The sequence below is a fragment of the Enterobacter sp. WI-ESBL-E8 genome (assembly GCF_053364895.1).
This window is the reverse complement of record NZ_JBRWXJ010000001.1, coordinates 1650930-1664570: the sequence shown is the minus strand read 5'-3', so window position 1 is coordinate 1664570 and position 13641 is coordinate 1650930. Positions and strand designations below refer to the sequence as shown.

The window sequence follows — 13641 nt, the reverse complement described above, 5'->3', positions numbered from 1 at the left end:
ATGTCTGCCACCTCACACAAATGGCTGCTGCGCGCCGCGCCGTGGTTTTTACCCGTCGGCATTGTGGCTATCTGGCAGCTCGCGTCGTCCACCGGCTGGCTGTCGAGCCGTATTCTGCCCTCCCCGGAGGGCGTTGTAGAAGCGTTCTGGTCGCTGAGCGTCAGCGGCGAGCTGTGGCAGCATCTGGCTATCAGCTCCTGGCGCGCGGTAATTGGTTTTTCCATCGGCGGCAGCATCGGGCTGGTGCTGGGTTTGATAAGCGGCCTTTCCCGCTGGGGCGAGCGGCTGCTGGATACGTCCATTCAGATGCTGCGCAACGTGCCACATCTGGCGCTGATCCCGCTGGTGATTTTGTGGTTTGGTATTGATGAAAGCGCCAAGATCTTCCTCGTGGCGCTGGGCACGCTGTTCCCAATTTATATCAACACCTGGCACGGCATCCGCAACATCGATCGCGGCCTGGTCGAGATGGCGCGCAGCTACGGCTTATCAGGCTTCGCGCTTTTTACTCATGTCATTCTCCCCGGCGCCCTGCCCTCCATTATGGTCGGGGTACGTTTTGCGCTCGGCCTGATGTGGCTGACGCTGATTGTCGCGGAGACCATCTCAGCCAACTCCGGCATTGGCTATCTGGCGATGAACGCCCGCGAATTCCTGCAAACGGACGTGGTTGTGGTCGCCATTATCCTTTACGCCCTGCTCGGCAAACTCGCCGACGTCAGCGCCCAGTGGCTGGAGCGCAGCTGGCTGCGCTGGAATCCGGCCTACACCACTCAGGAGGCGAAAGCATGAACACGTCCCGACTGACTCAGGGTACACCGCTGCTGCTCAGCGGCGTGACCAAATGCTACGGTGAAAACACCGTTCTTAACGGGCTGGATCTGCACATTCCAGCCGGGCAATTTGTGGCCGTTGTCGGGCGCAGCGGGGGCGGCAAGAGTACGCTGTTGCGTCTTTTAGCGGGGCTGGAGTCCCCCAACGGCGGCGAAATTCTGGCCGGCACGACGCCGCTTGCCAATATTCAGGACGATACCCGCATGATGTTTCAGGACGCCCGTCTGCTGCCCTGGAAGTCTGTCATCGATAACGTCGGGCTCGGCCTGAAGGGCAGCTGGCGCGATGAGGCCCGTCAGGCGCTTGCGGCCGTCGGGCTGGAACACCGTGCGGGCGAATGGCCTGCGGCGCTGTCGGGTGGACAGAAACAGCGCGTGGCGCTGGCCCGGGCGTTAATCCATCGCCCCGGCCTGCTGTTGCTTGATGAGCCGCTCGGCGCGCTGGATGCCCTGACGCGGATCGAAATGCAGGATTTAATTGGCTCCCTGTGGCAGGAGCATGGTTTTACGGTGTTGCTGGTCACCCATGACGTGAGCGAAGCCGTCGCAATGGCTGACCGGGTGCTGTTAATAGAAGAAGGGAAAATTGGCCTGGACCTGACGGTCGATCTTCCTCGCCCTCGCCGCGTCGGTTCGGCAAGACTGGCGGAGCTGGAGGCAGAAGTGCTGGATCGGGTGATGAAGCGTGGGGTGAATGAGCGCGCGTTGATTAAAGCTAATGCCTGATGCCCTCACCCCGGCCCTCTCCCACAGGGAGAGGGAGGGTTAAGCTTTCTATCAGGCCAGCGCCTTAGCAATCTTCTCGTACAAATCACCAGACAGATTTTCCAGCCCTTTCAGCTGCTCAAGCGCGGCACGCATCTTCGCCTGACGCTTCGCGTCGTAGCGCTTCAGGCGGATCAGCGGCTCAATCAGGCGCGACGCCACCTGTGGGTTACGGCTGTTCAGCTCGGTCAGCATTTCCACCATAAACTGATAGCCGCTGCCATCTTCGGCGTGGAACGCGGCCGGGTTGCTGCTGGCAAACGCACCAATCAGGGAACGGACGCGGTTTGGGTTGCCCATGGTAAAGGAGCGATGCTTCAGCAGGCTGCGGACGGTGCTGAGCGCATCTTCCGCCGGGCTGGTTGCCTGCAAAATGAACCACTTGTCCATCACCAGACCATCCTGATGCCACTTGTCGTCGTACTCCTGCATCAGCGCATCGCGGCAGGACAGTTCGGCGGCGACGCTTGCGCCCAGCGCTGCCAGCGCGTCGGTCATGTTATCCGCTTCGTGATACTGCTTGCTCACCAGCGTGTTCGCCAGTTCGGTTTCACCAAATGCCAGATAGCGCAGGCAGGTGTTACGCAGGGAACGTTTACCGATGTCCGCATGCTCCACGCGATACGCGTCAAGCTTATTGGCGTTGTAGATTGCGAGGAACTCATCGGCCAACTCGGTCGCCAGCGTGCGAGTCAGCGCTTCACGCACCGCCACGATGGCGATCGGGTCGATGATATCAAACAGTTCGGCGATTTCGCTGGCGGACGGCAGCGTCAGGATTTCAGCCGCCAGTGCCGGATCAATCGTCTCATCCAGCAGGATCGCGCGGAACGCGTCAGCCACATGGACAGGCAGCGACAGCGGCTGGCCCTGCTGATGACGGTTCACGTTCAGCTTGATGTAGGTTGCGAGCAGGCTTTGCGCCGCATCCCAGCGGGAGAAGTCGTTGCGCGCATGACGCATCAGGAACGTTAGCTGCTGATCGCTCCACTTATATTCCAGCTTCACTGGCGCAGAGAATTCGCACAGCAGCGCTGGCACCGGCTGGAAGTAGACGTTATCGAAGATAAAGGTCTGCTCGGCCTGGGTCACATTCAGCACGTGGTGTACCGGGTGGCCGCCTTTCTGCAGTGGGATCACTTTGCCTTCGTTATCGTACAGCTCAATGCTGAACGGAATGTGCAGCGGATATTTCTCTTCCTGCTCGGCCGTTGGCGGCGTGCGCTGGCTGATGGTCAGGGTGTACTGCTCGGTTTCCGGATTGTAATCGTCTTTGACGGTCACAACTGGCGTACCGGCCTGGCTGTACCAGCGGCGGAAATGCGAGAGGTCGACATTAGAGGCATCTTCCATCGCCTGAACAAAATCGTCGCAGGTGGCCGCGCTGCCGTCATGACGCTCAAAGTAAAGCTGCATCCCTTTCTGGAAGTTCTCTTCCCCCAGTAGGGTGTGGATCATACGGATAATTTCAGCGCCTTTCTCATACACCGTCAGGGTGTAGAAGTTGTTCATCTCAATGACTTTATCCGGGCGGATCGGGTGCGCCATAGGGCTGGCATCTTCCGCAAACTGCAGGCCGCGCATAGTACGCACGTTGTTGATGCGGTTCACCGCGCGTGAACCCAGATCGGAGCTGAACTCCTGGTCACGAAACACGGTCAGGCCCTCTTTCAGGCTCAGCTGGAACCAGTCGCGACAGGTGACGCGGTTACCGGTCCAGTTATGGAAATACTCGTGTCCGATGACGCGTTCGATATCGAGATAATCTTTATCGGTGGCGGTATCGGTACGCGCCAGCACGTATTTGGAGTTAAAGACGTTAAGGCCTTTGTTCTCCATTGCGCCCATGTTGAAGAAATCGACGGCGACGATCATATAGATGTCGAGGTCATATTCGAGGCCAAAGCGCTCTTCGTCCCACTTCATGGAGTTGATGAGCGAGGTCATCGCCCACGGTGCGCGGTCCAGGTTGCCGCGGTCAACAAACAGCTCCAGCGCCACCTCGCGACCCGAGCGCGTTTTGAATGTGTCGCGCAGCACGTCGAAATCTCCCGCCACCAGCGCAAACAGGTAGCACGGTTTCGGGAACGGATCCTGCCACTGAACCCAGTGACGGCCATTGTCCAGCTCCCCTTCCCCCACTCGGTTACCGTTGGAGAGCAGGAATGGGTAGAGCGCTTTATCGGCGATAATTTTGGTAGTGAAGCGCGCCAGGACGTCCGGGCGGTCCAGATACCAGGTGATGTGGCGGAAACCTTCCGCTTCACACTGGGTGCACAGCGCCACGCCAGACTGGTAAAGCCCTTCCAGCGCCGTGTTGGCGGCAGGGCTGATTTCATTCACGATGCGCAGCGTAAACTGTTCCGGCAGGTTGTCGATGACCAGCTGGTTGTTTTCTTCTTTATAGTCAGACCACGCTTGATCATTAATATGCAGGGAGACCAGCGTCAGGTCTTCCCCATCCAGACGCAGCGGTACGGCAGTCGCGCTGTGGCGCGTCACCTGGCTCACCGCCGTCACAACGGTTTTAGTGGCATCCAGGTCAAAAGTCAGGTCGATATCGCTAATCAGGTAATCCGGCGCACGGTAGTCGTGGCGGTATTTGGCTTGTGGCTGTTGTGTCATAGAAAACCTTATGCATCGTTTGTCGAGTAACGTTTCAATATATTCCTGTTGTGTAAAACGCGCTATGCAGAATGTTCATCTTTTCAGGTACAAAACCCTTTTTTGCTACATTTATATAACACGGGGCACAAAATGCCCTCGACCATAAAACGCGCTTATGTTGTGATCGGGGTTCAATAAATCACTAAACAAGGTATACTCCGGAGTTGTTTATTGTACTAAACGCTCCTGTGAGAGGATGCTACTGCGCACCTATGACTCAATTCGCTTCCCCTGTTCTGCATACGTTGCTGGATACCGACGCGTATAAACTGCATATGCAGCAAGCCGTTTTCCACCACTACTATGACGTGCATGTCGCGGCGGAATTCCGCTGCCGTGGCGACGACTTGCTCGGTATCTACGCAGACTCCATTCGTGAACAGGTCGATGCTATGCAGCATCTGACGCTGCAGGACGACGAATATCAGTTGCTTTCCGGCCTGCCTTTCTTCAAAACCGACTATCTGAACTGGCTGCGCGATTTCCGCTATAAGCCGGAGCAGGTCACCGTGGTTAACGATAATGGCAAGCTGGATATTCGCCTTGAAGGCCCGTGGCGGGAAGTGATCATGTGGGAAGTGCCGCTTCTGGCGGTGATCAGCGAGCTGGCCCACCGCTACCGCTCACCGGAAACGGGCGTAGAGCAGGCGGTTGCCTCGCTGGAAAACAAACTCGCTGCCTTCTCCACGCTGACCGAAGGGCTGGACATGTCCCGCTTCCGCCTGATGGACTTTGGCACCCGTCGCCGTTTCTCTCGCGACGTTCAGGAGGCCATCGTTAAACGTCTGCAGCAGGAGCCGTGGTTCGTGGGCACCAGCAATTACGATCTGGCCCGTCGCCTCAACCTGACGCCAATGGGCACCCAGGCGCACGAGTGGTTCCAGGCGCATCAGCAGATAAGCCCCGATCTGGCTAACAGCCAGCGCGCGGCACTGGCCGCATGGCTTGAGGAGTACCCGAAACAACTCGGGATCGCCCTCACCGACTGTATTACGATGGACGCCTTCCTGCGCGACTTTGGTCCCGAGTTCGCTGAGCGTTACCAGGGGTTACGCCACGATTCCGGGGATCCGGTTGAGTGGGGCGAGAAGGCGATTGCCCATTACCAAAAACTCGGGATTGACCCGATGAGCAAGGTGCTGGTCTTCTCAGACAACCTCGACCTGGCGAAAGCAGTCGAACTCTATCGCCATTTCAGTACCAGAGTGAACCTGAGCTTCGGGATTGGTACCCGTTTGACCTGCGACATTCCTCAGGTAAAACCTCTGAATATCGTTATTAAGCTGGTGGAATGTAACGGCAAGCCGGTGGCAAAACTCTCCGATAGCCCGGGTAAAACCATCTGCCATGACAAAGCGTTTGTCCGCGCGTTGCGCAAAGCGTTCGATCTCCCCCAGATCAAAAAAGCCAGTTAAGCACTTAAGGGAGCCTCGATGGCTCCCTCTCTCCTTATTTTTTCTTAATTCTTCTCTTTTGACTGCGAAATTTGCTTGTCTGATAGCGGATGGCAGGTAACATAGATATCCCCCCATAAGGGTGGACAAGTGTTTATTTTTTCCGACTATTAACAGAGAGAATATTATGAGCGTTGTGCCTGTAGCCGACGTACTCCAGGGCCGTGTCGCCGTTGACTCAGAAGTCACCGTGCGCGGATGGGTGCGTACCCGCCGAGATTCTAAAGCTGGCATCTCCTTCCTTGCCGTCTATGACGGTTCCTGCTTTGATCCTGTACAGGCCGTCATTAATAATTCTCTGCCCAATTACAATGATGACGTTTTGCGCCTGACAACGGGTTGTTCCGTAATTGTGACCGGCGTGGTTGTGGCATCACCGGGCCAGGGCCAGAGTTTCGAAATTCAGGCCTCTGCCGTTGAAGTCACCGGCTGGGTTGACGATCCGGACACCTATCCGATGGCGGCAAAACGTCACAGCATTGAATACCTGCGTGAAGTCGCACACCTTCGTCCGCGCACCAACCTGATTGGTGCGGTGGCGCGCGTGCGCCATACGCTGGCTCAGGCGCTGCATCGTTTCTTTGATGAGCAGGGTTATTTCTGGGTATCTACCCCGCTGATCACCGCTTCTGATACCGAAGGTGCGGGTGAAATGTTCCGCGTCTCAACGCTGGACATGGAAAACCTGCCGCGCACGCCAGAAGGTAAAGTGGACTATGACAAAGACTTCTTCGGTAAAGAAGCCTTCCTGACGGTATCTGGCCAGCTCAACGGCGAAACCTATGCCTGCGCACTGTCCAAAATCTACACCTTTGGCCCAACCTTCCGCGCCGAAAACTCCAACACCAGCCGTCACCTGGCGGAATTCTGGATGCTGGAGCCTGAAGTGGCGTTCGCCAACCTGGACGATGTTGCCGGCCTGGCGGAAGCAATGCTGAAGTATGTCTTCAAAGCGGTTCTGGAAGAGCGTCCGGACGACATGAAATTCTTCGCTGAGCGCGTAGACAGCGATGCGGTGGCCCGTCTGGAGCGTTTCGTCTCTGCTGACTTTGCCCAGGTAGACTATACCGACGCGGTGGCGATCCTCGAGAAATGTGGTGAGAAGTTCGAGAACCCGGTTTACTGGGGCGTTGACCTTGCGTCTGAGCACGAACGCTATCTGGCCGAGAAACACTTCAAAGCGCCGGTTGTCGTTAAAAACTACCCGAAAGATATTAAGGCCTTCTACATGCGCCTTAACGAAGACGGTAAAACCGTGGCAGCGATGGACGTCCTGGCGCCGGGCATTGGTGAAATCATCGGTGGCTCTCAGCGTGAAGAGCGTCTCGACGTGCTGGACGCGCGCATGGAAGAGATGGGGCTCAACCCAGCGGACTACAGCTGGTACCGCGATCTGCGCCGCTACGGCACCGTGCCGCACGCCGGTTTTGGTCTGGGCTTCGAGCGTCTGATCGCCTACGTGACGGGCGTTCAGAACGTGCGTGACGTGATTCCATTCCCGCGTACTCCACGTAACGCCAGCTTCTAAGCAACAAAACAGAAAATGGCCAGCATATGCTGGCCATTATTTTATTCTGCATTGTCAGTTTTCGTCAGCGCAAAGTCAGCATCTTTAAACCTTCACCCCGTCACAACCACTAGCTGTTACGTTTTGTTTCCGTGAAATATCCAGCCACAAAAAATAAACCCCATTCTTATTGCGATTATTGCAGCCTCAAGCAATAGCACAAATTTCAACCACTTTTTCAGCCATCCAGAAGTCTCTTTGGGGGTATAAGAAAAAACGAGTCGTTTAACGTCTGTTTATATGAATTGCCTTTATCCAAATTAATCATAAGGAATTCATATATATAGGAATCGCACTGTCGCTTAATTCGCCAATGAGGTCTGAAGTTTGAGATGGTTCACAAAGTTCCAGAAAATACATATTTGGTTACACACATTTTCTTGTTGTTACTTAATCTTGAGAATTGTAGCACTTTGAGGCTAGCGAAACGCTTCGGTGAATGGAAAGATGCCTGACAGATACATAAAGACACCAAACTCTCATCAATAGTTCCGGAAATATTTATTGACAGAATTTATTGACGGCAGTGGCGAGTGTCATAAAAAAACCAATGAGGGTAATAAATAATGATGAAGCGCAATATTCTGGCAGTGGTTATCCCTGCTCTGCTGGTAGCCGGTGCAGCTAACGCTGCAGAAATCTATAACAAAAACGGCAACAAACTGGATCTGTACGGGAAAGTGGTTGGTGAACACGACTTCGTGACTTCAGGTGACAACACTGACAGCAGCGATGCAACCTATGCTCAGATCGGTTTCAAAGGCGAAACTCAAATCAATGACCAACTGACTGGTTACGGTCAGTGGGAATACCGTGCTCTGGCAAGCCAGGCAGAAAGCAACCAGACTCAGCGTACCCGTCTGGCGTTCGCTGGTCTGAAAGCCGGTGACGCAGGTTCAATCGACTACGGCCGTAACTACGGTATCGTATACGATGTAGAATCCTACACCGATATGGCCCCATCCTTCTCTGGTATGACCTGGGCTAACTACTCTGATAACTTCATGACCGGCCGTAACTCTGGTCTCCTGACCTACCGCAACTCTGACTTCTTCGGTCTGGTTGATGGTCTGAGCCTGGGTCTGCAGTATCAGGGCAAAAACGACCGTACCGACGTTAGAACCGCTAACGGTGACGGCTTCGGTACCTCTCTGGGTTATGATTTCGGCGAAGGTTTCGGTCTGATCGGTGCATACAGCAACTCTGACCGTACTAACTTGCAGACCGCTGACGGTAAAGGTGACAAAGCTGAAGCATGGGCAGTTGGCGCGAAATACGATGCGAACAACATCTACCTGGCAACCACCTACGCTGAAACCCGCAACATGACCCGTGAAGCTGACGGCTCATTCGCGAACAAAACTCAGAACTTCGAAGTGATCGCTCAGTACCAGTTCGACTTCGGTCTGCGCCCTTCCGTGGCCTACGTTCAGTCTAAAGGTAAAAACCTGTCACAGCGTGGCACCTTCTCTGGCGGCGATGCTGACCTGCAGAAATTTGTTGAACTGGGTGCAACTTACTACTTCAACAAAAACTTCAACGTCTATGTTGACTACCAGCTGAACCTGATCGACGACACCGACTACTCTCGTAGCGTGGGTATCGTGAACGGTAAAGACGACCAGGTTGCAATGGCTGTTACCTACCAGTTCTAATCAGAACACCACTTTGTTATATGCTTAATGAACAGGGCTTCGGCCCTGTTTTTTTATGCCCGACAGAAAATAATGGCGACTTTTGAAAAGCCGCACGCTTTTCGTCGCAAACGGTTGGCATTTTGTAAATCTACCGTTAACCTGATAGCGGATTTCACTTCTGTAATCACAATGGAACTTCGTCATGTTTGAGAACATTACCGCCGCTCCTGCCGACCCGATTCTGGGCCTGGCCGATCTGTTTCGTGCCGACGACCGCCCTGGCAAAATCAACCTGGGTATTGGTGTATATAAAGATGAAACCGGCAAAACTCCGGTACTGACCAGCGTTAAGAAAGCTGAGCAGTATCTGCTGGAAAACGAAACCACCAAGAACTACCTCGGTATTGATGGTATCCCTGAATTTGGTCGCTGCACCCAGGAGCTGCTGTTCGGTAAAGGCAGCGCAATTGTGAGTGACAAACGTGCCCGTACTGCGCAGACCCCTGGCGGTACCGGCGCGCTGCGCGTGGCGGCGGATTTCCTTGCGAAAAACACCTCTGTGAAGCGCGTCTGGGTGAGCAACCCAAGCTGGCCGAACCACAAGAGCGTCTTCAATTCCGCGGGTCTGGACGTGCGCGAATACGCCTACTACGACGCGGCAAATCACTCTCTCGACTTTGACGGCCTGCTGGCAAGCCTGAGCGAAGCGCAGGCGGGCGACGTGGTGCTGTTCCACGGATGCTGCCACAACCCAACCGGTATCGATCCGACGCTTGAGCAGTGGGAACATCTGGCGAAGCTGTCCGTAGAAAAAGGCTGGCTGCCGCTGTTTGACTTTGCCTACCAGGGCTTCGCCCGTGGTCTGGAAGAAGATGCTGAAGGCCTGCGCGCGTTCGCCGCCGTGCATCAGGAGCTGATTGTTGCCAGCTCCTACTCCAAGAACTTCGGTCTGTACAATGAGCGTGTGGGTGCCTGTACGCTGGTTGCGGCAAACGAAGAGACCGTTGACCGTGCGTTCAGCCAGATGAAATCGGTTATTCGCGCGAACTACTCTAACCCACCGGCACACGGTGCGTCTGTTGTTGCCACTATCCTGAGCAACGATGCGCTGCGCGCGATCTGGGAACAAGAGCTGAACGATATGCGCCAGCGTATTCAGCGCATGCGCCTGCTGTTTGTGAACACCCTGGCGGAGAAAGGCGCCGATCGCGACTTCAGCTTTATCATCAAACAGAACGGCATGTTCTCTTTCAGCGGACTGACCAAAGAGCAGGTTCTGCGCCTGCGTGAAGAGTTTGGCGTGTACGCCGTAGCGTCTGGCCGCGTGAACGTTGCGGGCATGACGCCTGACAACATGGCGCCACTGTGCGAAGCGATTGTCGCCGTACTGTAATCTGCGCCCATAAAAAAGCCTGCGTTATGCAGGCTTTTTTTATTCGGGTTACCAGACAGGCATCTCATCCTGAAGGAACGGGTTATTAAGCCGTTCATAGCCCAGCGTCGACATCGGACCGTGTCCAGGGATAAACGTCACATCATCACCCAGCGGCAAGAGTTTCTGTTTAATCGACTGAATCAGCTGCCCGTGATCGCCGCGGGGAAAATCGCTTCGTCCTACGCCACCTTTGAAAATCACATCGCCGGAAATCAGCAGACGGGACTGGTCATCAAAGAAGACAATATGGCCTGGCGTATGCCCAGGACAATGCAACACCTGTAAAGTCACATTCCCTACGTTAACGCGCTCTCCTTCGTTCAGCCAGCGATCGGGCGTCAGGGGCTGACACTCATCAAGGCCAAACATGCGGCTTTGGGCGGGTAACCCCTGCAGCCAGAACTCATCTTCTTTTTCCGGACCAATCACCGGCACACCATAATGTTGCGCCAGTTCCGCCGCTGCGCCAACATGGTCAAGGTGACCATGCGTCAGCAAAATTTGCATCAGCGTGACACCGCTGTCAGCGACTTCCTGCTTGATTTTCTCAGCGTCGCCACCGGGATCGACAAGCGCGGCCAGTTTAGTTTGTTCGCACCAGATGAGTGAACAATTCTGGGAGAACGCGGTAACCGGAATAATACGATAGTTCATACTGCTCCTGTGTTTCGTTATTACCAGTGCCGAACCGGACCGGTATCAATATGCACAAAGTTGCTGCTGGGGTAATATCCTACACCACCTGCGCGCATAGATAACGCAGCTTTGCGAATATTGGCTAACGAAACGCCTTCAATATGGAAATCCATTGCCTGTCCCTTCGTGTGATAGCTCTTTTTGGCTACCCCGCGACTGTGGGCGCGTAGCTCATTATTGGTATCAATTGAGCGATAGCCAGAAATAAGCTGCACTGGCTTGCTGGTGCCCAGCAGGCCCTGAAGGCGGAAAAGCTGATCAAACAGTCCTGGATCGATGGCTTTTATTTTATTCGCGCGGAAATCACGGAAAAAATGGTTAAGTCTTGCTAATTCATCCTGAATATAGCCTCTGCCATCGAAGAACTCCGCTTTTAGCGACTCACCGGTATGAAGATTGTTGAGCGTTAAAACTCGCGGACGAGGTGTCGAGAGGGTGGCAAATGCTGGCGTCGGCAAGATGGCCGCTGCGCCAAGCGCAACACCACCTAACGCCAGCAGTTTGCGGCGATTAGCGTCAAATTTGTCCATGATAATCAGGTCTACAGGTAAAAGAAATCGTAATATGCTTAGCGCACGAAGGGCACCTTAACTGGCAAAACCAGGTACGTCAAGGCGCCCAACCCCAGTGAATACGCGGCTTACAGCGATATTGCCCCGTATTCACCCTAACTTACGACAATCTTTTTTCCCGAACTGCTTCATTTACCTGATTAATTGTTCCGCTTTTGGCAAAATTTGTGCGCCGGATCGCGCGGTGAGATCATAATTGTAAATATCTGTACGATACTGAGTCCGCCCGTCTTCGCCCACAAACGCGGTCAGATAGTAAAGATTGACCGGAATATTGTGCCGAATATTCACGTAACGCGTATCCCCTTGTTTCAGGGCATCCGAGATGCGCGTATCGTTCCAGCCCGCATCCTGCAACAGCATATTCGCCAGTTCCGAGGCTTTATTGACGCGCACGCAGCCAGAACTCAGCGCGCGAGTATCCTTCTGGAACAGGTTGTGGTTCGGGGTATCGTGCAGATAGATAGCGTCTGAACTCGGCATATTGAACTTGTAGCGCCCCAGCGAGTTATGCGCCCCGGGAGCCTGCTGGAAACGGAACGGCAGATTTGACGCCGTGATGGTCGACCAGTCGACCATATAAGGATCGATGGCCTCTTTGCTGTTCCATCCACGCATCACCGTATAGCCATGACGTTCCAGATACCCCGGATCGTTCCAGACCTTCGGCAGAATGTCCTTACGCGCCAGGGTCGGCGGTACGTTCCAAGGCGGGTTAACCACCACGTTATTTAACGCACTGCTCATCATCGGTGTTTTACGATCCGGACGTCCGACAATCACGCGCGACGCCAGCACTTCGCTACCGTTCTGGTAATAGACCAGCGAATACGCCGGAATGTTGACCATAATCCCGGTTGAGAGCGTACCCGGCAGCAAGCGCAAACGCTGGATATTCAGCGCCAGCACCCCTGCCCGCTGCGCAGGCGACACGTTTAGCCAGTCACGCGTTGTCTGGCCAATGACGCCATCGGCCCCCAGCCCCTGAACGGCCTGGAACTGCTTAACTGCCGCAACCAGCTCGCGGTCGTATGCTGCGGGTTTATTGCTGACGGCGACCGCTTTTTTCTCTTTCACGGGGGCTGACGGGCTGACCACCGCGTTTTGCGGATCGTCGCCGGGCAAGGCGATATGTGGCCCGCCGTCCAGAATACCGGAACGCGCCAGGATCTCACGCAGGGCAGGAACATCGCTGCTCCACTGCCCCGGACGCAGCGTCGTGGTACCGCGCATTTGCGGCCACGGACGGGAGTCACCCACCAGCGCAAGAAGCGACTGGTGCAGGGTGGTATATTGCGGATGTGCCGGTGCGAGGCTGGCAATAAAGCGCGGCAGCTCGCCATTATCCAGGGCTAACTGCCACTGGTTAATGACCGACAGCGCCGGTGTCGCCAGCTTGTACGGCTTATCGCTGTACAACCAGCGGTTGCCGTTGACCGGAATGCCCGCCACAAACTGCAGGTAGCCCATCATGGCATCGGAAAGCACCACGTCCCGCGCCTGTCCGGTGACGGCAGGATCGGTTAACAGCTCGACCCATTTTGTAAACTGCGGCTGAAACCCGGCAATGGCCAATTCCGCCAGCTGCTGCTGGAAGGCGCGCACGGCATCGCGATTTTCCCACATCGGTTTCATATCACGGGCAGCATAAAGCAGCGTGAGCTGATTGAGATAGGCAGGCGTGTAGCCTGACGGCAGCCCCGACTGCAGCTGCTGACTGAGAGATTCGGCGTCGATGCCTTCCGGCAGCGGCTTAATACCGGCCATGACAGCCGTCGCCGGAGACTGCTCCAGCGGCTCAGACAGCGACGTTGGCTGCGCACCCGTCGTTGCAGAGCTGTCAGTCGGCACAATTTCAGGCTCGTCGGCCTGGGCGGTTAACAGTGGAGCAAATGTCACTGCCAGGCATAAACTGAGCGCAGACAGCTGACGACCACATTTTTTCTTTAGCAACATCCCTTGCCCCCTGTTTTCACGACATGCCCATCACGGTGGGGCTTTCTTTATTATAGGTA

At 55.1% G+C, this 13641-nt stretch carries 10 protein-coding genes; 6 read left to right on the top strand and 4 right to left on the bottom strand.

The features are described 5' to 3' along the window. Both ssuC and ssuB read left to right on the top strand, forming a co-directional pair. The gene (gene ssuC / locus ACWHWP_RS07840; RefSeq protein ID WP_063430724.1) at positions 1 to 792 is read left to right on the top strand and encodes an aliphatic sulfonate ABC transporter permease SsuC; all 792 of its coding nucleotides are present in this window, start codon (positions 1 to 3) and stop codon (positions 790 to 792) included. After that, the gene (gene ssuB / locus ACWHWP_RS07835; protein ID WP_447855359.1) at positions 789 to 1559 is read left to right on the top strand and encodes an aliphatic sulfonates ABC transporter ATP-binding protein; all 771 of its coding nucleotides are present in this window, start codon (positions 789 to 791) and stop codon (positions 1557 to 1559) included. Before ssuC ends, ssuB begins: the two co-directional genes overlap by 4 nt. A 51-nt stretch (positions 1560 to 1610) precedes the next feature. Here ssuB and pepN read toward each other — a convergent pair whose 3' ends face one another. Beyond that, the gene (gene pepN / locus ACWHWP_RS07830; protein WP_447855358.1) at positions 1611 to 4223 is read right to left on the bottom strand and encodes an aminopeptidase N; all 2613 of its coding nucleotides are present in this window, start codon (positions 4221 to 4223) and stop codon (positions 1611 to 1613) included. Between the two features lie 254 nt (positions 4224 to 4477). On the opposite strand from pepN, the gene pncB reads away from it, so the two are divergent. From pncB to ACWHWP_RS07810, 4 genes are all read left to right on the top strand, one after another. Continuing rightward, positions 4478 to 5680: a nicotinate phosphoribosyltransferase gene (pncB, locus tag ACWHWP_RS07825; RefSeq protein ID WP_447855357.1), complete on the top strand. Its 1203-nt coding sequence runs from the start codon at positions 4478 to 4480 to the stop codon at positions 5678 to 5680. A gap of 166 nt (positions 5681 to 5846) precedes the next feature. After that, positions 5847 to 7247 (top strand): asparagine--tRNA ligase, encoded by a 1401-nt coding sequence (gene asnS / locus ACWHWP_RS07820; RefSeq protein ID WP_047346898.1) that lies wholly within the window; start codon positions 5847 to 5849, stop codon positions 7245 to 7247. 605 nt (positions 7248 to 7852) lie between these two features. Then, entirely contained in the window at positions 7853 to 8941 is a 1089-nt protein-coding gene (locus tag ACWHWP_RS07815) for a porin (protein ID WP_447855356.1), read from the top strand. 184 nt (positions 8942 to 9125) lie between these two features. Further along, positions 9126 to 10316, top strand: a complete 1191-nt coding sequence (locus ACWHWP_RS07810; protein WP_264439073.1) for an amino acid aminotransferase — start codon at positions 9126 to 9128, stop codon at positions 10314 to 10316. Between the two features lie 48 nt (positions 10317 to 10364). On the opposite strand, the gene ACWHWP_RS07805 is transcribed toward ACWHWP_RS07810, so the two are convergent. The 3 genes from ACWHWP_RS07805 to ldtD all read right to left on the bottom strand — a co-directional run bounded on the left by ACWHWP_RS07805 (position 10365) and on the right by ldtD (position 13582). Continuing rightward, positions 10365 to 11012 carry an MBL fold metallo-hydrolase gene (locus ACWHWP_RS07805; RefSeq protein WP_059310409.1) on the bottom strand — a complete coding sequence of 216 codons (648 nt, stop codon included), beginning with the start codon at positions 11010 to 11012 and terminating at the stop codon, positions 10365 to 10367. A gap of 20 nt (positions 11013 to 11032) precedes the next feature. Then, a complete protein-coding gene (locus ACWHWP_RS07800; protein ID WP_032639289.1) occupies positions 11033 to 11584 on the bottom strand; it encodes a YcbK family protein in 552 nt (183 codons plus the stop codon). 174 nt (positions 11585 to 11758) lie between these two features. Then, positions 11759 to 13582, bottom strand: coding sequence for a L,D-transpeptidase (gene ldtD, locus ACWHWP_RS07795; RefSeq protein ID WP_447855355.1), 1824 nt, complete (start codon positions 13580 to 13582; stop codon positions 11759 to 11761). Positions 13583 to 13641: the final 59 nt, after the last annotated feature.

Bases quoted from the DNA above. Each gene is read 5' to 3' on its own strand.
- ACWHWP_RS07815 (WP_447855356.1), top strand. From the start codon at position 7,853: ATGATGAAGCGCAATATTCTGGCAGTGGTTATCCCTGCTCTGCTGGTA.
- ssuC (WP_063430724.1), top strand. From the start codon at position 1: ATGTCTGCCACCTCACACAAATGGCTGCTGCGCGCCGCGCCGTGGTTT.
- ACWHWP_RS07810 (WP_264439073.1), top strand. From the start codon at position 9,126: ATGTTTGAGAACATTACCGCCGCTCCTGCCGACCCGATTCTGGGCCTG.
- asnS (WP_047346898.1), top strand. From the start codon at position 5,847: ATGAGCGTTGTGCCTGTAGCCGACGTACTCCAGGGCCGTGTCGCCGTT.
- ldtD (WP_447855355.1), bottom strand. From the start codon at position 13,582: ATGTTGCTAAAGAAAAAATGTGGTCGTCAGCTGTCTGCGCTCAGTTTA.
- ssuB (WP_447855359.1), top strand. From the start codon at position 789: ATGAACACGTCCCGACTGACTCAGGGTACACCGCTGCTGCTCAGCGGC.
- pepN (WP_447855358.1), bottom strand. From the start codon at position 4,223: ATGACACAACAGCCACAAGCCAAATACCGCCACGACTACCGTGCGCCG.
- pncB (WP_447855357.1), top strand. From the start codon at position 4,478: ATGACTCAATTCGCTTCCCCTGTTCTGCATACGTTGCTGGATACCGAC.
- ACWHWP_RS07800 (WP_032639289.1), bottom strand. From the start codon at position 11,584: ATGGACAAATTTGACGCTAATCGCCGCAAACTGCTGGCGTTAGGTGGT.
- ACWHWP_RS07805 (WP_059310409.1), bottom strand. From the start codon at position 11,012: ATGAACTATCGTATTATTCCGGTTACCGCGTTCTCCCAGAATTGTTCA.